Raw genomic sequence first — 16,884 nt, 5'->3', positions numbered from 1 at the left:
TTAGTGGACCCCGGGCTTCTTCAGCGCGTCGGCGATCTTTTCCAGCGTGTTGCGCATCGCCTTCTGCTCGTCGGATTGGGCCTCGACCCAGTCGCGCATGATCTGCTGTTCCGAGCGCATGTTCTTGACCAGGCCGGAAATGCCGTCGGCGAGATTGGCCATCGCCGTGGCGACGCGCGGATTGGAACCGCCGCCATTCTCCTGCATGCTGCGCAGCCGTTCGGACAGCACCCGGATCTCGTCGGAGGATTCGGTTTTGGCCGGGTCGGAGACGACGATGTCGGACGACAGATCGGTGACCGAGGACAGCCAGTTTTCCAGCTCGGTGTAGAAGCGCGTCTGGGCGCGGCCGGCCTGCAGGTCGAGGAAGCCGAGCACCAGCGAGCCGGACAGGCCGAACAGCGAGGACGAGAAGGCCGTGCCCATGCCGGCCAGCGGCGCCGAAAGCCCCTGCTTCAGGGAATCGAGCACCGCGGCGGCGTCACCCGTGCCAGGATCGAGCGATTCTATGGTCTCGCGGATCGACCCGATGGTGTTCAACAGGCCCCAGAAGGTGCCGAGCAGGCCGAGAAACACCAGCAGGCCGACGAGATAACGCGAGGTGTCGCGGCTTTCGTCGAGGCGGGTGGCAATGGAATCGAGCATGGTACGCATCGAACTGGTCGAGAAGGCCGTCGCCGAGGAGCGGCCGATCATCGCCTTCATCGGCGCCAGCAGCACCGGTTCGGTGGTCTCCGAGCCGGCACGGAAGGAGTTGACCCAGCGCACTTCGCGAAACAGCCGCCCGACCTGGGCGAAGGCCAGCAGGATGCCGACCACCAGCACGCCGACGATCAGGCCGTTGAGACCGGGATTGCTGCCGAAGGCGGTCGAAATCTGGCGGGTCAGGATAGCGGCGATGAAGGCGACGATGACCAGGAAGATCACCATGGTCAGCAGAAAGACCTGCGGGCTCGACAGTTTGTGGGGGTCGTAGATCAGGACATCAGAACGTCTGCCCATGCCGAAGGATCTGAGAAAAGCCATCCGTGCCCCGTTTCCGATGCCGCCGCCGATCACGTAAACCGCGACTCTAAACGGAATTGTGACCAAATTGAATGGCGCTTGGCAATATTGCCGCGTCGATAGTCTGTGTCAGAGGCGATTGATGACCAGACAGTCAACCATGGCGGCCAGATGCAGGCCGGCGCCGGTGACAACGAAACCGTGCCACAGTGCATTGTGGAAGCGCAGGCCTTTCCAGGCGAAGAAGATGACGCCGCAGGAGTAGACGATGCCACCTGCGACGATGAGCGCGATCGATGTCGTCGGCAGTGTTTGGACAAGTGGCCTGACCAGGACGATCCCGCTCCAGCCGATGGCGAGATAGAAGCCGATGGCCAGCCGATCGAAACGGCCGGGAAAAAACACCTTGATGGTAATGCCCAGCACGGCTGCGGTCCAGACGAGGACGATCATCCAGCGCGCCAGCGGCGAGCCTCCGAGCTGGGCCAGGAAAGGCGTGTAGGTCGCGGCGATCAGGAGATAGATCGCGGCGTGGTCGAAACGCCGCAAGACCCATTTCGCCGGCGACGACACCGGCCATAGGTTGTAGGTCATTGACACCGACAGCACGGTGAGCAGCGAAACCACGTAGAAGGTGGCGGCGATGTATTCGCCCGGTCCGACACGAAAAGCCGCCAGCGCCAGCAGTGCGGAACCGGCCGATATCGCCAGCACGATGCCGACCGCGTGGACGATGCCGTCGGCGATCATCTCGGCGCGCGAATAGTGCCAGCGTCCGATGAACGGGATGTCGGGGATGGGCTTGATGTCGTTCACTGCCGGGTTTCCTGCGCCGCGCACCACAAATCTGTGCGCTCACCGAGCAGTATTTCAAGTCTTGTTTGCGGTTTTACGACTGCGGCGCTTCAGCGCGCCGTCATGTCAGCGCGGCTTGCCTGTCAACGAGAAGGGAGCGGCTTCTTGACGACCTTGAGCAAAGCGCGTTGGATGACCTCGTTGCCGGCGACAACCGAGCCGTTGTCGAGCATGTCCTGGCCGCCATCCATGTCGGAGACGAAGCCGCCCGCCTCGCGGATCAGCAGAAGCCCGGCGGCGATGTCCCAGGCGGACAGGCCGGTTTCCCAGAAGCCGTCCATGCGGCCGGCAGCGACATAGGCGAGATCGAGCGAGGCGGAGCCGAGGCGGCGGACGCCGGAAACCTCGGCCATGACATTGCGCAGCTCTACGAGGAAATTGCCATGGTGGCCGCGGCCGAGATGCGGCATGCCGCAGCCGATCACCGTATCGACCAGCTTGATGCGGCCGGCGACGCGCAGGCGGCGATCGTTCATGAAGGCGCCGCCGCCACGTTCGCAGGTGTAAAGCTCGTCCATCGCCGGATTGTAGATGACGCCGGCAACAATCTGCCCCTGCCGTTCCAGCGCGATCGAAACGGCAAAGAGCGGGATGCCATGCAGGAAATTGGTGGTGCCGTCGAGCGGGTCGACGATCCAGCGATGCTGGCCGTCGTCGCCTTCCACCGCGCCGCGCTCTTCCATCAGGAAGGCATAGCCTGGCCGTGCCTTGGACAGCTCGGCAAAGACGATATCCTCGGCCTTGCGGTCGGCCTGGCTGACATAGTCGCCGGGACCTTTCATCGAGACCTGAAGGTTCTGCACCTCGCCGAAGTCGCGCGACAGCGAGCGGCCGGCTTTCATTGCGGCCTGGACCATGACGTTGAGAAGGGCTGAGCGTGCCATAGTGGATCTTCCTGGTGCTGCACTTAAGCTCTGGCTTGATGCATGTCGGTGACCCAAAACCGAGGCCACTTTTGGGCGACATGCATCAGTCCGCGCGGCGCACGTAAGTGATTTCGTTGGTGTCGACGATGATGCGCTCGCCGGCGCCGATGAATGGTGGCACCAGCACACGGATGCCGTTTTCCAGGATCGCCGGCTTGTAGGACGAGGCCGCCGTCTGGCCCTTCACCACCGGGTCCGCCTCGGTGATGGTCAGCGTCACATAGTCGGGCAGCGAAATGCCAATCGGCCTCTCTTCGTAGAGCTGGACCGTCACCATCATGCCGTCCTGCAGGAACGCAGCGCGATCGCCGACGAAGTCCTTGTTCAATTCGAGTTGCTCGTAGCTCTGGGTGTCCATGAACACCAGCGCGTCTTCCTGCGCATAGAGGAAGGAAAAGTCCTTCAGGTCGAGCCGAATCTGTTCGACCGTCTCGGCCGAGCGGAAGCGCTCGTTGAGCTTGGTGCCGTTGATGAGGTTCTTCAGTTCGACCTGATTGTAGGCGCCGCCCTTGCCGGGCTTGACGGTGTTGGTCCTGACCGCCACCCAAAGGCCGCCATCATGCTCGATGACATAGCCCGGACGGATTTCGTTGCCATTGATTTTGGCCATGATGAGGTGATCCGGAATGGATACCAACGGCCTGGCCGTTGATATGGGATGTTCGCTGGGAAAGCGATTTCGGGCTCCCAAGACCACAAATCGTCCGAAGAGGCAAGGGAGCGCCAAGTCGGCGCCGAACCGGAGAGGCCGTCAGGGCAGGCGGTTTGCCTTCTGCAGGGCCTGCTTGGTTTCGTCATCGCTCAGCCCTTGCAGGAAGTCGTCCATCTGCGGATCGATGAGACCGGCCCGGCGGGCGACGATGTACCAGGCACCGGCCAGGACAAGGTCCGGATCGGTGCCAATGCCTTGCATATAGAGTTTTGCGAGGCGGTTCTGGGCGGCGACATTACCGCCCTCCGCCGCCTGCTTCATCCAGCCGAAGGCGGATTTCAGGTCGCGCACACCGCCGCGGCCTTCGATCATCCAGGCGGCGAGATCGATCTGCGCGGTGTCGTAATTCTGCCGTGCCGCCTGCGCCAGCAGGCGCCTTGCCTGCACATCGTCTCGTTGCTTGCCGCCGACGCCGTTCGCGTAGATCTGCGACATCGCATATTGCGCGTCGGCGAGGCCGGTCGCGGCGGCGCGCTCGTAGTAGGAGACCGCCTTGGCTATGCCGGCGTCGCCGGGGTCCTGCTCGACCAGCATCTGCGCGAAATTGAACTGCGCCAGCCGGTTGCCGGCTTCGGCGGCGGCCTGCATCAGTGCATAGGCCCCCTTTTCGTCCTTCTTCACGTAGCGGCCATCGAGCAGCATGAGCGCATACTGGAACTGCGATTCCGGCACGCCCTGTTCGGCGGCCAGCGCGTACCATTTCGCTGCTTCCGCCGAATTGAGCGGCACACCGAGCCCGCGCGACAGGATCTCGGCCACCAGCGTCTGCGCCGCCGGGTCGCCGTTTTGCGCCCGGACCAGCGCGAGATTGTAGGCTGTCTTGTAGAGACCGCGCTGGAAGGCGCCATAGGCAGCATCCGCGGGTTTTGCGCCGAAGCGATCGGGGTTTATTGTGTCGGCCGACGGCAGCGGCGCCGGTTCCGCAGTGGTGGCGGGCTGTGGCAGCGGCTTGTCGATAGGCTTGTCGCTGTGGATGCCGATTTCCGGCTTGGGTTGCGGCAGCGGGATGCTCTCCGCGGCCGCCGCCTGGACCATCAGCACCGCAAGCAGAGCCTGGAGGGGAAGCCTCGCCGAGGGCACGTCAGTCCTCGAAGCGCGGCGCGGTCTCGTCGAGCAGCGCGTTGGCGGTGGCGACCGCTGTCTTGGGATCGGTGCCGTCGGCGAACACGGCGCTCGACAGCGCCACGAATTCAGCACCTGTGGCGCCCACTGCTTCCACCGAGGCGATGTCGGACCCGGCCATGACAATGCACGGGATCTGGATCATGTCGGCCCACCATCTGCCGAGCGACAGATTGCGCGGATGCGGTTCGGGCTTGTTGTCGTAACCGAAGCGGCCAAAGAAGATGTAATCGGGCCGTGTCTCGCCAAGCTCGAGCGCGTCGTCGCGCGTCTTGGCGCCGCCGGTGCCGACCATCATCTTTGCCTGGAAATGCTCGATCGTCTCGGCGAGTTCGGCCTTGGAGACTTCGACATGGATGCCGTCGGCCTGGACGCGGCCGGCTATGCGGGTGTCGCCGGCGATGATGACAGCAACGCCGGCGGCTTGCGCTGCCGGCACGATCTGTTCGGCGAAAGCCTGGAAGGAGGCCTCGTCCATGCCGTTCTCGGGCAGGATCAGCGAAGCGACGTCGCCGCCTTCGAATGCCGCGGCGATACGGGCCGCCGGCACGCCGGGCGGCGCGATCAGTACGATGCGACAGCGGTTGGGGGGCGTTGCGTCATTCATGGTTCTTCGGGTCCCGCGTTTCGCCTATGCCGGGCGAAGATGGTTGGATTGCGGCATAGAGCAAAGTGCCCGCCTTGAACAGGCGGGCAGCCGGGATCGCGATGTTTGACCCGCCGGCCAGCCGGCGGCCGCTTCACTTGATGGGGTGCGGGCTTACGACGGGCGGTTTGCCCTTCCACAGCGTCCAGCCGAGATTCATGCCGGCGGCGGCGATCAGGATGGCGGTGGCGCCGACGATCTGGCTCAGATGCAGCCGATGGCCGAAGGCCACGACATCGACCAGAATGGCGACGACGGGATAGATGAAGGACAGCGATCCCTGCAGATGCGTCGGCAGCTTCTGGATGGCGCCGTACATCAGTATGTACATCAGGCCGGTATGGACGATGCCGAGCGTCGCCAGCATGGCCCAGCTCCAGGCATCGGCCGGAAGCTGGGAAAGATTGGCGAAAGGTGCCAGCATGACGACGCCGACGCAGACCTGGATCAGCGCGATGAGGTGCGGCGGCGTGCCCTTGAGCTTCTTGGTAACGATGGCGGCAACGGCCCAGAAGAAGGCCGCGCCCAGCGCCATGACGATGCCGGTAAAATAATCCGTGCCGGCCATGCCGGCATTGGGGCCGGCATCGGGGGCCGACTGCACGATCAGCACCATGCCGGCGAAGGCGATGGCCAGCCAGGTCAGCTTGGTCAGGGTCAGGCGTTCGGCGAAGAAGAGCGCACCGAAGCCGACCAGCATGAAGGGCTGCGTGTTGTACACAGCGGTGGCGATCGAAATCGACGCGCGCGAGAAAGCGCTAAACAGCAGCAGCCAGTTGACGACTATGGCGACGCCGCCGACCGCGGCGATGGCGATGATGCGCAGCGACAGCCTGTTGCGCAGCAAGCCCATCGCGGTGCAGATGATGAGCAGCGTCAGCGCGCCGAAAGTGCAACGCCAGAACACCACATCCATGATCGGCTGGCCGGACAGGACGACGAACCATCCGATCGTTCCCAGGATCGCCATCGCGGCGGACATTTCGACCGTGCCACGCGCTGTCTCGTTCACAACAAACCTCCGCATCAGTTGGGCCAGCATAATCTCATGCGGTCGCGAAGCTTTCCATCGGACGAGAAAGGAGATATGGGTAAATTACCTAATTATATTAGGCCATGGGCCCAAATCATCGAGAAATGTAAGATGCTGGACGATCTCGACCGAAATCTCCTTGAAATCCTGGTCAAGGATGCGCGGACCTCGCTGAAGGAACTGGCCGCCCAAGTCGGGCTGTCGTCGCCAAGCGTTTCGGAGCGGCTTCGACGGCTCGAAGAGCGCGGCGTCATCCGGGCGTTCACCGTCGAGATCGATCCGCTGGCGCTCGGCTATACCTTGCAGGCCATCGTGCGCATCCGGCCTCTGCCCGGCAAGCTGCACATCGTCCAGAAGCTGATCGAGGAGATTCCCGAATTCGGCGAATGCGACAAGGTGACGGGCGATGACTGCTTCGTCGCCCGCCTGTTCGTGCGATCAATCGGTGATCTCGACGGGATTCTCGACCGTATCGCCGACAAGGCCGAGACAAGCACCGCCATCATCAAGGCTCAGCCGATCCGTCGCCGGCCGCCGCCGCTCGATGCGGCCTCGTCTCGTGACAGGGCTAGGGTCTTGCAGGCGTCCTGAGCCGGACCGGCCACGCCCTGGTTTCAGAGGGCTGATCGCAGCGGGTGGAAAGCCAGCAGCCGGTGGGCCGTATGTGCGGCCGCCACGCTCATATTTGCTGTCGCTCCCCCCGGCATTCTGGGTTATTCAAACGTCGACACGCTTTCCCTCCGGACCAGTCCCCTCCCATGTCAGGCCTGCTTCTCGATCCGTGGTTCTACGCGGCCGCCCTTCCGGCGGTCATTCTGGTCGGCCTGTCCAAGGGCGGCTTTGGCGGCGCTGTCGGCTTTGTCGGCGTGCCGCTGATGGCGCTGACCATGCCGCCGGTGCAGGCGGCGGCCATCCTGTTGCCGATCCTGTGTCTGATGGACATCGTCTCGGTGTGGACATGGTGGGGCGTCTATGACCGCAAGATGCTGGTCGACATGATGCCGGGCGCCGTCATCGGCATCGGCCTTGGCTGGCTGACGGCGGCACTGGTGACCGAAGAGGCCGTGCGGCTGATCGTAGGCGCCGTCGCCATCATTTTCGTCCTGCGCTGGCTCTATCTGCAGTTCCGCCACGGCGCCGACCACGCGGCCGCGCCCAGCCGCGTCGCCGCCGGAGTCTGGGGCACGGTTGCCGGGTTCACCAGCTTCGTCGCCCATGTCGGCGGCCCGCCCTTCCAGGTCTATGCCTTGCCGATCCGGCTCGATCCGAAAGTTCTGTCGGGCACCGCCGCGATCTTCTTTGCCGCCACCAATGCGCTGAAGCTGGTGCCCTATTTCGCGCTCGGCCAGTTCGACACCGCCAATCTGACGGCATCGGTGGTTCTGATGCCGCTGGCGCCTCTGTCGACCATCGCCGGGGCGTGGCTGGTGCGCCGCATGCGGCCGGAAACATTCTATCCCTTCACCTACGCAACCGTCGCGGTCGTGGCGCTGAAGCTGCTGTGGGATGGCATCGCCGGCCTGATGTAGAAAGGCCGCCGCGCAGCCTTTCCTCACCATCAGGAGTCACGCGGGGCTTGGCACGAGACGACGGCTGCCACCAAAGGCCAGCGCGGCGCCCACCACAACGACCAGCACCATGCCGGCGAGGATGCCGATGTCATGCACGGTCGGCTTGAGCACCATATCAGCGATGATCACCAGCATCACCGCATAGTCGAAGCGTGCCGCGCTCATCATGCGCTCACCGATGGCAAGAACGGCCGGTGTGACGCCCTCCTTGGCGATCATCGCGCCCATGCGCTCGCCGGTCGGCTTGAAGATCAACATGCCGATCGAAAAGGTCGTGGCGTAGCCGGTCAGGCCGATCAGGATCCACAGATCGGAGAAGCCAACCCAGAACCAGCACATGATGAGGCCGAAAATCAGCGTCAGCATCGACATCGGTGCAAAAAACCTGCCGCCCAGTTGGCCGCTGGCGCGCATCGCCTGCAGCTTGTCCTCGATGTTGCCCGCCCGCTCAGCAAGCACGCCGAGCAGGAACAGCACGAAGCCGCCACCAACCCAGAGAATGGCCGAGATGACGTGGAGGAATTTAACAATCGAGTACCAGTCCATGATTTGCTCCTGCAGTGTTCCGGTCAGGTTTGCGACGGCTCGGATTTGCACCGGCCGTCGGAGGAGCGGGCCTTTAGCGCGGCGCGTGTTTCGGAACGATGTCGCGAGAAAACCAGCTCTGTTTCAGCGCAATGAAGAAGCGGCTGAGATACTGAACGCGCTATCTGATTTCCTGCTAATATACGAATCGTCGGGAGGGGGTTGGCGCGACATCGTCCGGAAACATAGCCGATGCTAGTGCGCTAACGCCGGGAGCCCGGCGGCGACAGCAGTCGCCTGACGATCAACCCATTCCCGCAACCGGGAAAAGGCACTTCGAGGGGACATTATGCAAGGGGTAGCACGGAATTTCTTCACGCTGGCCATCATCTATGCGTTGTGCGGCATGGCGCTCGGCATCCACATGGCGATCAGCGAAGACCATGGCCAGATGCCAACCCACGCCCACACGATGGTCGCCGGGTGGCTGATGTCAGCGGTCTTCGCGTTCTTCTACCATCTGTTTCCGGCCGTCGGGCAGAAGGTCCTGGCCAAGGTTCATTTCTGGCTGACTGCCATCAGCGGCATCGGGCTCATGATCGGCCTCTACATTCTGCTCGCCGGCAATCCGGGGATAGAACCGCTGCTCGGGATTTCCTCGATAGGGTTCTATGCGGGCATGCTGCTGTTTGCCTTCATCGCTTTGCCGGCGGTCTGGAAGACGGCCTGAGCTAAACCAGAGGCAGTGAGGCTGTACTGTTACGGCACAGGATGGCGACGTTCGGTCAAAAAACATCCGCGCCGTTAAGGCTTCATTAAGCTTTACAGGTGTTTACTATGTTCATCCAGTGATCTGGATTCTTACCGAGTGGTTGGAGCCACTTTGTTTGACGCCTCCCTGTTAAACTCCTGAGAGCCGCCTTATCCGCGGCTCTTTTTTTGCCCGCATTTCAGAAGCGCCCGACGTCGGCTCGCCGTTAACCTTCTGTTAAACATGTGCTTGCCTTCACCGGTGACGAAGCGCATTTTCAAGCTTCAGTCAGATAGGGTTCCGGGTGTATCGGCAGGGAGCCGAATCAGCCGGTTGCAAGTGCAGGGGCGTATCAATGAACGAGCCTTCGAAGGGCAGTGCGAAAACCGTCAAACTGGCGGAGCGCCGGGTTTTCTCGCAATCCTTCAAGCCGCTTTATCAGGAAGGCATGGGCCTGGTCGAACAGGCGGCGGAATATCTCGACGGCAAGGGCCGGGCCGAGGCGAAGAAACTGTCCAGGCTGGCGGCCACGCTCTATGCCGCCGAATCGATGCGGCTGACCACCAGGCTGATGCAGGTTGCCTCCTGGCTGCTTTTGCAGCGCGCCGCGAATTCCGGCGAGATGACCCGCGACCAGGTCGCGTCGGAAAAGTCCAAGGTGCGTCTCGACACCGCTTCCGCCCATGACGAAGCCGCCGGCTGGGCCGAACTGCCCGAGGATTTCCTGGACCTCGTCACCCGCTCGCTGCGCCTGCAGGCACTGGTGCGCCGCATGGACGAGGAGATCTATGGCTCCGGCGCCGTGGTCGACATGCAACCGATGGCTCGCCGCTCCAATCCGGTTTCGGACCAGATCAGCCTGCTGAACACGGCTTTCGCCCGCGGTTAAACCTCGGTCACCCTTCTGTTTCTGGTTTGTTCACATTTCGCTGGCATCGCTGTCCGCCGGAGGTAAAGTTGGCGGATGGGGGAAGCGATTCGCATCATCGGTATTGATCCGGGGCTCAGGCGCACCGGCTGGGGCATCGTCGAAAGCCTCGGCAATTCGCTGCGCTTCATTGCGTCCGGCACCGTGAAGTCCGACGACAAGGCGGCACTGGCGACGCGGCTGTGCCAATTGCATGACGGGCTCGCCGAGATCCTGCACACCGCCATGCCGCAAGAGGCAGCCGTCGAACAGACCTTCGTCAACAAGGACGCCGTGGCGACACTGAAGCTCGGCCAGGCACGCGGCATCGCCATGCTTGTGCCGGCGCGTGCGGGCCTCGTCGTTGCCGAATATGCGCCCAATGCGGTCAAGAAGGCGGTGATCGGCGTCGGCCATGGCGACAAGAAGCAGATCCACATGATGGTGAAAGTGCTGTTGCCGAAAGCCACTTTCGATACCGAACATGCCGCCGACGCGCTGGCCATCGCCATCTGCCATGCGCATCACCGGCAGAGCGTGGCCTACCGGATGGCAATGCTGGCGTGAGGGGTCATCAAGCATGATCGGCAAGCTCAAGGGCACGCTCGACGAGGTCGACGACGATCATTGCCTCGTCGATATCCATGGCGTCGGCTACGTCGCCTATTGCTCGGCGCGCACGCTGGCCGCGCTGCCTTCGCCCGGCGAAGCGGTGGTGCTGTTCATCGAGACCTATGTGCGCGAGGACATGCTGCGCCTCTACGGCTTCCAGTCGCAGCTCGAGCGCCAGTGGTTCCGGCTGCTGATGAACAATGTGCCGGGCGTTGGCGCCAAGGTGGCGCTGGCCATCCTGTCGACGCTGGCGCCGGCCGATCTCGCCAATGCCATTGCGCTACGCGACATCGCCATGGTTTCTCGCGCACCCGGCGTCGGCAAGAAGGTGGCCGAGCGCATCGTCACCGAGCTGAAGAACAAGGCGCCGGCCTATGCCGGCACTGCCTCGGGCACCATCGGCCTGAAGCAGGAGCTCGGCGACGGCGTGGCATCCGCGCCGATCACCGATGCCGTGTCGGCGCTGGTCAATCTCGGCTATTCGCGCGATACCGCCGCCAATGCGGTGGCGGCCGCGCTGAAGACGGCGGGCGAGGATGCCGATGCGCCGAAGCTGATCCGCTTTGGGCTGAAGGAACTGGCGCGGTGAACCCCTGCTTGTTCAGCACTCAACGCTGTGCAAGGAAGGCAACATGAGCCTGTCGCCTCGCCTTATTGCTCCCGAAAAACGCGGCGAGGATGCCGAGCAGACCTTGCGGCCGCAGACACTCGACGATTTCGTCGGCCAGGCCGCGGTGCGGGCCAACCTCAAAGTGTTCATCGAGGCGGCCAAGGGCCGTAACGAGGCGCTCGACCATGTGCTGTTCGTCGGGCCGCCGGGCCTCGGCAAGACGACGCTGGCGCAGATCATGGCGCGCGAGCTCGGCGTCAATTTCCGCTCGACCTCCGGCCCAGTCATCGCCAAGGCCGGCGATCTCGCCGCGCTGCTGACCAATCTCGAGGAAGGGGATGTGCTGTTCATCGACGAGATCCACCGGCTGAGCCCGGCGGTGGAGGAAATCCTCTATCCGGCGATGGAGGATTTCCAGCTCGACCTGATCATCGGCGAGGGACCGGCGGCGCGCTCGGTCAAGATCGACCTCGCCCGTTTCACTCTTGTCGCCGCCACCACGCGGCTTGGTCTGCTCACCAACCCGCTGCGCGACCGTTTCGGCATTCCCGTGCGGCTCAATTTCTACACCGTCGAGGAGCTGGAGCTGATCGTGCGGCGCGGCGCGCGCATCCTGCAAATGCCGCTCGGCGACGATGGCGCACTGGAGATCGCGCGCCGTGCGCGCGGCACGCCACGCATCGCCGGCCGGCTGCTACGCCGCGTGCGCGATTTCGCTTCGGTCGCCGGCGACGGCCATGTCGACCGCAAGATCGCCGACGAGGCGTTGACCCGGCTGGAGGTCGACGCGCTCGGCCTCGACGCGCTCGACCGACGGTATCTGTCGATGATCGCGCGCAATTTCGGCGGCGGGCCAGTCGGTATCGAGACGATCGCCGCCGGCTTGTCCGAGCCGCGCGACGCCATCGAGGACATCATCGAGCCCTATCTGATCCAGCAGGGCTTCATCCAGCGCACGCCGCGCGGCCGCATGCTGACGGCCAATGCCTGGCGCCATCTCGGCCTCGACGCGCCGAAGGATCTGGCGCAGCAGCAGATCAACCTGTTCCAGGAAGAGTAATTTTCAAGCGCGCCGCTACGTTGTCTCGGGCGAGCCTGGCTTTCAGCATTGCGCCGATGCGTTTGGAATGCTCCCGGAATCTTCTCGATCGATCTTGCCTGAACGGTCAACGCAGCCCGCGGATCACGTCCATTACGTCAGGCTCCGCCTTGTCGCCGTTGAAGGCATCGATGATGCCAAAAGCGCCGCCATAGCTCCACACCGACCAAGAGAAGCCGTGCGCCTCGGCGCGCGCGATCATGTCCCTGACATAGGCTGCCCGGAACTCGGCGGGCATCACATAGGCGTTGCCATATTCCTGGCGGATCATGCCGAACTCGCCCAGCGTGACGTTCTCAGGCTTGACACCGTTGGCCTTCGCCCACGCCTCGACCTTTTTGAACGGCGCATCCATCAAGCCGAGCAGCTTGTCGGGGCTGTCCATGCTGGCGGCCTGTTCGTCGAGATAGGCAAGCAGGCCGCTCTGCCGAGTCCACGGCGCCTCGGCCTTGATCCTGGCGCGGATGGTGTCGAGCGTCACCTCGAGCTGTGTCCGCGGCACCGCGGTCAGCGGATAGGGCAGGCCAGTCACATAGGGGATGAAGTCGCCGGCCCAGGTCGCGCCCTGATGAGTGAGCAGGAACGGATCGTAGGAATGGAAGGTCCAGATGACGTTGTCGTCCGGGATCGTCTTCGGGTCGATCTTCTCAAGCGAGCTCGCGGCGGAATAGCAGGCACCCGTCAGCACCAGGGTCAGTTTCGTCGCCGAGGACCGCGCCGCGGCGAACAGTTTGCGCTGGCGGTCCGGCCACAGGCTGGTGCCGTCGCTGTCGCAATCGACGATCGGTTCGTTCATCGGCTCGAAAGCGACTTGAGCCGGATCTTCGCCAGCCAGCGTGCGGGCTATCCTGCGCACCATCCCGACATAGAGATCGAAGGTCCGCGGGTCTTCCATCACTTGCGCCATGCCGATCTTGCGGCTGCCGCCGGCGGGGATCAGGTGCATGTCGACGATCACCTTCAGGCCGGCGCGGTTGATCATGCGCACCGAATCCAGCACGCTGGCATAGAGGTCGTCCCGCAACGCCACGGTCTGGCCGGACAGGAAAGGCGACGGGTCGACCGGCATGCGCAGGAAATCGAAGCCCGCGTCCTTCAGTGCCTTGAGATCGTTCTCCCCAAGGAATTTCCGCCATTCCGGATAGGGCAGGATGGCCTTGGCGTCGCCCCACTGGTCCTCGCCCGGCCACGTAACCCACTGGTCGAGGTTGAGGCCGCGCTTCATCAAGAAGGTTGCCGCGTGGCTGGGCCACGCCAACGCCGCGAGCACAAGCAGCGCCGCCGTCAAGGTCTTGATCATCGCCGTCAACAGTGCCATCCGATGTTATGTCACGCGGGGAACAGGTGCCTCGCCGGGGCTGAAAAAGGAAGCGCAATGGGCGATCATGGTGAATCGGCGACGCTGCTGGCCGGACTTTCCGGCGCGCTGACCGCGTTCGGCCACCGGCTGATGGCGCGGGTCTATTACGCCGACACCGATTTCTCCGGCGTCGTCTACCATGCACGCTATCTCGAATTCTTCGAACGCGGCCGCTCCGACTATCTGAGACTGACCGGCGTGCACCACACCGAGCTTGCCGACGGCAAGCATGGCGAAAGAATAGTCTGGGTGGTGCGGCGCATGGAGATCGACTTTCGCGGCCCGGCCCGCATCGACGACATCCTGACGGTCGACACACGCACCGAGGACATTTCCGGGGCGCGCATCTTCATGGCGCAGCAGCTTAAGCGCGGCGAAGAGGTGCTGGTCGAGGCCAGGGTCGAGGCGGCGATCATCGGCGAGAATGGCCGCCCAAGGCGCTTTCCCAGGGAATGGGTGGCCGCATTCATGCCCAAGGCCTTACCCGCGGCCGATTAGCCCCATTGCGATCAACGGCGACGGCTTGCGCATTGTTCACTGGGCGTGGCAATGCGCCGCGCCTTATATACTAACCCATCCTTAACCATAACGGTTCATGAAGAGATTGGTGAAGATTGGCGTTATCGGAGCGCCTTCCTTTCACCAATATTTGCCCTGAAAAGGCCGAGAACGGCACAGTTTGGGGTTGTTCCGGTAGCTTCGTGCGAACCGACCACAAGGGATGCCAGGGGCCAGCCGCCAGCTTCGCCCGGAAAATCTTAAGGACGTAACGATGGAAAATATCGCACTCGCCGACCCGGGCGCGCAATTGTCGGTTTGGTCGCTGTTCGTTTCGGCCAGCTGGGTGGTCAAGCTGGTCATGATCGGCTTGCTCTGCGCCTCGGTCTGGACCTGGGCGATCATCGTCGACAAGCTGGTTTCCTACGCCCGCATGCGGCTGGCGCTCAACCGGTTCGAGCAGGTGTTCTGGTCGGGGCAGTCGCTGGAGGAGCTCTACCGCACGCTCGCCGACCGCAAGACCACCGGCATGGGCGCAATTTTCGTGGCTGCGATGCGCGAGTGGAAGAAGAGCTTCGAGAAGGGCGCGAAAACGCCACTCGGCCTGCAGACCCGCATCGACAAGGCGATGGACCTGGCGCTGACCCGCGAAATGGAGAAGCTGGAGGGCCGCCTCGGCTTCCTCGCCACCACCGGCTCGGCCGCACCCTTCATCGGCCTTTTCGGTACAGTCATCGGCATCATGACGTCGTTCCAGGCGATCGCCGGCTCCAAGAACACCAGTCTCGCGGTGGTTGCGCCCGGCATCGCCGAAGCGCTGCTAGCGACGGCCATCGGCCTGCTCGCCGCCATTCCCGCCGTCATCGCCTACAACAAGCTGTCGTCCGACGCGAGCAAGATAGCCGTGCGCATGGAAGGGTTCTCGGACGAGTTCTCCGCCATACTCTCGCGCCAAATCGATGAAAAAGTGGCCCCCAAGGCCTGAGGAGTAGCAGATGGGTATGTCCATGGGCATGGGAGGACGCGGCGCGCGCGGCCACAGGCGGCGCGGCCGTCACCATGCACTGATGTCCGAGATCAACGTCACGCCGATGGTCGACGTGATGCTGGTGCTGCTGATCATCTTCATGGTCGCGGCGCCGATGCTGACGGTCGGCGTGCCGATCGACCTGCCGGATACGCAGGCCAAGGCGATGAATGCCGACACGCAGCCAATCACCGTCTCGATCAACGCCGCCGGCCAAATCTATCTGCAGGAAACCGAGATCCCGATCGAGGAGTTGGTGGCCAAGCTGCAGGCAATCTCGAAGACCGGCTATGAGGAGCGCATCTTCATCCGTGGCGACAAGTCCACCGACTATGGCACGGCGATGAAGGTGATGGCCCGCATTTCGGCCGCCGGCTACAAGAACATCGGCCTGGTTTCACTGCAGGAACAGGATCAGTAGACAAGAAGATGAAGACCGGCCTCACCACATCGGTGATCTTGCATGCGGCGGCGCTGACGTTCGGCCTGTTCACGCTGACGGCGCCGGCCGCGCTTCCGTCCTCCGACGTCGAGTCGGTCGCGGTCGACATCGTACCGATGGAAGCCGTTGCGCAAACGTTGCAGGGCGACAAGAAGGCCGTGATGCATGAAAAGCCGGCACCTGTGCCGACGCAGCGCCCGGACATCGTGCCGGATGCGCAGAAGGTCGGCGAGAACAGCGTCGATACCGACAAGCCGATAACGCCGGAAGCCAAGCCGAAGCCCGTCGACATGACCTCGGCTCCCCCGCCCGCGCCGACCCCGATCGAGAAGCCGAAGCCCGAGGACGTGCCGAAGCCGCAGGAAAAGCCCAAGCCTATTCCGGCAACCGAAGTGGCGCCGGCGCCGACGCCCAAGGAAGAGGTCAAGCCCGAGCCGGTCAAGCAGGCAGACCCCAAGCCGACGCCGGCCAAGCCGGCGCCGACCCCGCCGCCGCAGGACAAGACCGCGGCCATCGATCCGACGCCCGAGGTCAAGCCTGACGCCGTCGCCGAAGCCATAGCGCAGGAGCCGCCTGCCGAGGCGACGCAGCTGCCCGACTCGGCGCCCGCGCCGGAAGCCCGGCCGAAGCCGCAGACGGCGCAAGCCGAAAGCGCCAAGGCGCCGGAGCGCAAGGATGCCGACAAGCCGGTCAAGGAGGCGTCGTCGAAGCCTAAGTCCGACGACAAGCAATTCAACGCCGACGAGATCTCAGCTCTCCTTGACAAGCAGAAGCCATCCGGCGGCGGCGCCAAGCGCTCGACCCAGCAGGCGTCGCTCGGCGGCGACAAGGACCAGGGTCAGAAGCTTTCCAGGTCCGAAATGGGCGCCCTGGAAAGCCAGCTTGGCGGCTGCTGGACCCTTCCTGTCGGCCTTGAAGGTTCCGAGAACTTCGTCGTCGTGGTGCGGTTCAACCTGGATGCCTCCGGCAAGCTGGCCGGGCGCCCGGCGGTCGAGAAGTCGAGCGGAAGCCGCCAGTTCGACGAGAGTGCCGTTCGCGCGGTGCAAAAATGCGATGTCACCGGCCTGCAGGTTCCGGCCGGCAAGCAGGACATCTGGGCCGACGTCCGCGTCACCTTCGATCCAAGGGAGATGCTCGGCCTCTAACGCCTGAGTGTCCGAAAATCAGTATGAGAAGCGAGAAG

The 16,884-nt window shown here is 63.6% G+C and carries 20 protein-coding genes; 11 read left to right on the top strand and 9 right to left on the bottom strand.

The features are described 5' to 3' along the window. The 7 genes from ASD99_RS26215 to ASD99_RS26185 form a co-directional block, all read right to left on the bottom strand. On the bottom strand, positions 1-1,026 hold the full coding sequence (locus ASD99_RS26215; RefSeq protein ID WP_056586431.1) for a MotA/TolQ/ExbB proton channel family protein: 1,026 nt from the start codon (positions 1,024-1,026) through the stop codon (positions 1-3). Positions 1,027-1,134: 108 nt separating this feature from the next. Continuing rightward, a complete protein-coding gene (gene trhA, locus ASD99_RS26210; protein ID WP_056586434.1) occupies positions 1,135-1,821 on the bottom strand; it encodes a PAQR family membrane homeostasis protein TrhA in 687 nt (228 codons plus the stop codon). A 122-nt stretch (positions 1,822-1,943) separates the two neighbouring features. Further along, on the bottom strand, positions 1,944-2,744 hold the full coding sequence (locus ASD99_RS26205; protein ID WP_056586436.1) for an inositol monophosphatase family protein: 801 nt from the start codon (positions 2,742-2,744) through the stop codon (positions 1,944-1,946). An 85-nt stretch (positions 2,745-2,829) separates the two neighbouring features. Then, positions 2,830-3,396: an elongation factor P gene (efp, locus tag ASD99_RS26200; RefSeq protein ID WP_013529127.1), complete on the bottom strand. Its 567-nt coding sequence runs from the start codon at positions 3,394-3,396 to the stop codon at positions 2,830-2,832. A gap of 141 nt (positions 3,397-3,537) precedes the next feature. Then, positions 3,538-4,578, bottom strand: coding sequence for a tetratricopeptide repeat protein (locus ASD99_RS26195; RefSeq protein ID WP_082583423.1), 1,041 nt, complete (start codon positions 4,576-4,578; stop codon positions 3,538-3,540). Position 4,579: 1 nt separating this feature from the next. Next, the gene (locus tag ASD99_RS26190) at positions 4,580-5,227 is read right to left on the bottom strand and encodes a thiamine phosphate synthase (protein WP_056586439.1); all 648 of its coding nucleotides are present in this window, start codon (positions 5,225-5,227) and stop codon (positions 4,580-4,582) included. Between the two features lie 133 nt (positions 5,228-5,360). Next, positions 5,361-6,278 (bottom strand): DMT family transporter, encoded by a 918-nt coding sequence (locus tag ASD99_RS26185; protein WP_057145418.1) that lies wholly within the window; start codon positions 6,276-6,278, stop codon positions 5,361-5,363. Between the two features lie 132 nt (positions 6,279-6,410). Between ASD99_RS26185 and ASD99_RS26180 the strand changes: the two genes are divergently transcribed. Further along, positions 6,411-6,890, top strand: coding sequence for an Lrp/AsnC family transcriptional regulator (locus ASD99_RS26180; protein ID WP_057145362.1), 480 nt, complete (start codon positions 6,411-6,413; stop codon positions 6,888-6,890). A 167-nt stretch (positions 6,891-7,057) separates the two neighbouring features. Next, on the top strand, positions 7,058-7,828 hold the full coding sequence (locus ASD99_RS26175) for a sulfite exporter TauE/SafE family protein (protein WP_057145361.1): 771 nt from the start codon (positions 7,058-7,060) through the stop codon (positions 7,826-7,828). 36 nt (positions 7,829-7,864) lie between these two features. Here the strand turns inward: ASD99_RS26175 and ASD99_RS26170 are convergent, their stop codons facing one another. After that, positions 7,865-8,416 (bottom strand): DUF2269 family protein, encoded by a 552-nt coding sequence (locus tag ASD99_RS26170; RefSeq protein WP_056586448.1) that lies wholly within the window; start codon positions 8,414-8,416, stop codon positions 7,865-7,867. Between the two features lie 328 nt (positions 8,417-8,744). Here ASD99_RS26170 and ASD99_RS26165 point away from each other — a divergent pair, with 328 nt between their 5' ends. The 5 genes from ASD99_RS26165 to ruvB all read left to right on the top strand — a co-directional run bounded on the left by ASD99_RS26165 (position 8,745) and on the right by ruvB (position 12,335). Continuing rightward, positions 8,745-9,125: a hypothetical protein gene (locus ASD99_RS26165; protein WP_056586451.1), complete on the top strand. Its 381-nt coding sequence runs from the start codon at positions 8,745-8,747 to the stop codon at positions 9,123-9,125. A 376-nt stretch (positions 9,126-9,501) separates the two neighbouring features. Further along, positions 9,502-10,035, top strand: coding sequence for a DUF1465 family protein (locus ASD99_RS26160; protein WP_056586454.1), 534 nt, complete (start codon positions 9,502-9,504; stop codon positions 10,033-10,035). A gap of 75 nt (positions 10,036-10,110) precedes the next feature. Continuing rightward, a complete protein-coding gene (ruvC, locus tag ASD99_RS26155; protein WP_056586457.1) occupies positions 10,111-10,620 on the top strand; it encodes a crossover junction endodeoxyribonuclease RuvC in 510 nt (169 codons plus the stop codon). Between the two features lie 13 nt (positions 10,621-10,633). Beyond that, entirely contained in the window at positions 10,634-11,254 is a 621-nt protein-coding gene (gene ruvA / locus ASD99_RS26150; protein WP_057145360.1) for a Holliday junction branch migration protein RuvA, read from the top strand. A gap of 43 nt (positions 11,255-11,297) precedes the next feature. Next, on the top strand, positions 11,298-12,335 hold the full coding sequence (gene ruvB, locus ASD99_RS26145) for a Holliday junction branch migration DNA helicase RuvB (protein WP_056586463.1): 1,038 nt from the start codon (positions 11,298-11,300) through the stop codon (positions 12,333-12,335). Between the two features lie 106 nt (positions 12,336-12,441). Here ruvB and ASD99_RS26140 read toward each other — a convergent pair whose 3' ends face one another. After that, positions 12,442-13,692 (bottom strand): glycoside hydrolase family 5 protein, encoded by a 1,251-nt coding sequence (locus ASD99_RS26140; protein WP_057145359.1) that lies wholly within the window; start codon positions 13,690-13,692, stop codon positions 12,442-12,444. 57 nt (positions 13,693-13,749) lie between these two features. Between ASD99_RS26140 and ybgC the strand changes: the two genes are divergently transcribed. The 4 genes from ybgC to ASD99_RS26120 all read left to right on the top strand — a co-directional run bounded on the left by ybgC (position 13,750) and on the right by ASD99_RS26120 (position 16,846). Further along, the gene (gene ybgC, locus ASD99_RS26135; RefSeq protein ID WP_056586469.1) at positions 13,750-14,232 is read left to right on the top strand and encodes a tol-pal system-associated acyl-CoA thioesterase; all 483 of its coding nucleotides are present in this window, start codon (positions 13,750-13,752) and stop codon (positions 14,230-14,232) included. 274 nt (positions 14,233-14,506) lie between these two features. Next, entirely contained in the window at positions 14,507-15,217 is a 711-nt protein-coding gene (gene tolQ / locus ASD99_RS26130; protein WP_023811854.1) for a protein TolQ, read from the top strand. Positions 15,218-15,227: 10 nt separating this feature from the next. Further along, positions 15,228-15,680, top strand: a complete 453-nt coding sequence (gene tolR / locus ASD99_RS26125; RefSeq protein ID WP_056586475.1) for a protein TolR — start codon at positions 15,228-15,230, stop codon at positions 15,678-15,680. Positions 15,681-15,688: 8 nt separating this feature from the next. Next, positions 15,689-16,846: a TonB family protein gene (locus ASD99_RS26120; RefSeq protein ID WP_057145358.1), complete on the top strand. Its 1,158-nt coding sequence runs from the start codon at positions 15,689-15,691 to the stop codon at positions 16,844-16,846. Positions 16,847-16,884: the final 38 nt, after the last annotated feature.

It is taken from the genome of Mesorhizobium sp. Root695, from assembly GCF_001428185.1.
GTDB lineage: Bacteria > Pseudomonadota > Alphaproteobacteria > Rhizobiales > Rhizobiaceae > Mesorhizobium.
This window is presented reverse-complemented; position numbering and strand designations above follow the sequence as displayed.

What these genes read in the sequence shown, in the direction of transcription:
- ASD99_RS26215 (WP_056586431.1), bottom strand. Translation starts at nt 1,026, where the DNA reads ATGGCTTTTCTCAGATCCTTCGGCATGGGCAGACGTTCTGATGTCCTG.
- ASD99_RS26205 (WP_056586436.1), bottom strand. Translation starts at nt 2,744, where the DNA reads ATGGCACGCTCAGCCCTTCTCAACGTCATGGTCCAGGCCGCAATGAAA.
- efp (WP_013529127.1), bottom strand. Translation starts at nt 3,396, where the DNA reads ATGGCCAAAATCAATGGCAACGAAATCCGTCCGGGCTATGTCATCGAG.
- ASD99_RS26190 (WP_056586439.1), bottom strand. Translation starts at nt 5,227, where the DNA reads ATGAATGACGCAACGCCCCCCAACCGCTGTCGCATCGTACTGATCGCG.
- ASD99_RS26180 (WP_057145362.1), top strand. Translation starts at nt 6,411, where the DNA reads ATGCTGGACGATCTCGACCGAAATCTCCTTGAAATCCTGGTCAAGGAT.
- ASD99_RS26175 (WP_057145361.1), top strand. Translation starts at nt 7,058, where the DNA reads ATGTCAGGCCTGCTTCTCGATCCGTGGTTCTACGCGGCCGCCCTTCCG.
- ASD99_RS26170 (WP_056586448.1), bottom strand. Translation starts at nt 8,416, where the DNA reads ATGGACTGGTACTCGATTGTTAAATTCCTCCACGTCATCTCGGCCATT.
- ASD99_RS26165 (WP_056586451.1), top strand. Translation starts at nt 8,745, where the DNA reads ATGCAAGGGGTAGCACGGAATTTCTTCACGCTGGCCATCATCTATGCG.
- ASD99_RS26160 (WP_056586454.1), top strand. Translation starts at nt 9,502, where the DNA reads ATGAACGAGCCTTCGAAGGGCAGTGCGAAAACCGTCAAACTGGCGGAG.
- ruvC (WP_056586457.1), top strand. Translation starts at nt 10,111, where the DNA reads ATGGGGGAAGCGATTCGCATCATCGGTATTGATCCGGGGCTCAGGCGC.
- ruvA (WP_057145360.1), top strand. Translation starts at nt 10,634, where the DNA reads ATGATCGGCAAGCTCAAGGGCACGCTCGACGAGGTCGACGACGATCAT.
- ruvB (WP_056586463.1), top strand. Translation starts at nt 11,298, where the DNA reads ATGAGCCTGTCGCCTCGCCTTATTGCTCCCGAAAAACGCGGCGAGGAT.
- ASD99_RS26140 (WP_057145359.1), bottom strand. Translation starts at nt 13,692, where the DNA reads ATGGCACTGTTGACGGCGATGATCAAGACCTTGACGGCGGCGCTGCTT.
- ybgC (WP_056586469.1), top strand. Translation starts at nt 13,750, where the DNA reads ATGGGCGATCATGGTGAATCGGCGACGCTGCTGGCCGGACTTTCCGGC.
- tolQ (WP_023811854.1), top strand. Translation starts at nt 14,507, where the DNA reads ATGGAAAATATCGCACTCGCCGACCCGGGCGCGCAATTGTCGGTTTGG.
- tolR (WP_056586475.1), top strand. Translation starts at nt 15,228, where the DNA reads ATGGGTATGTCCATGGGCATGGGAGGACGCGGCGCGCGCGGCCACAGG.
- ASD99_RS26120 (WP_057145358.1), top strand. Translation starts at nt 15,689, where the DNA reads ATGAAGACCGGCCTCACCACATCGGTGATCTTGCATGCGGCGGCGCTG.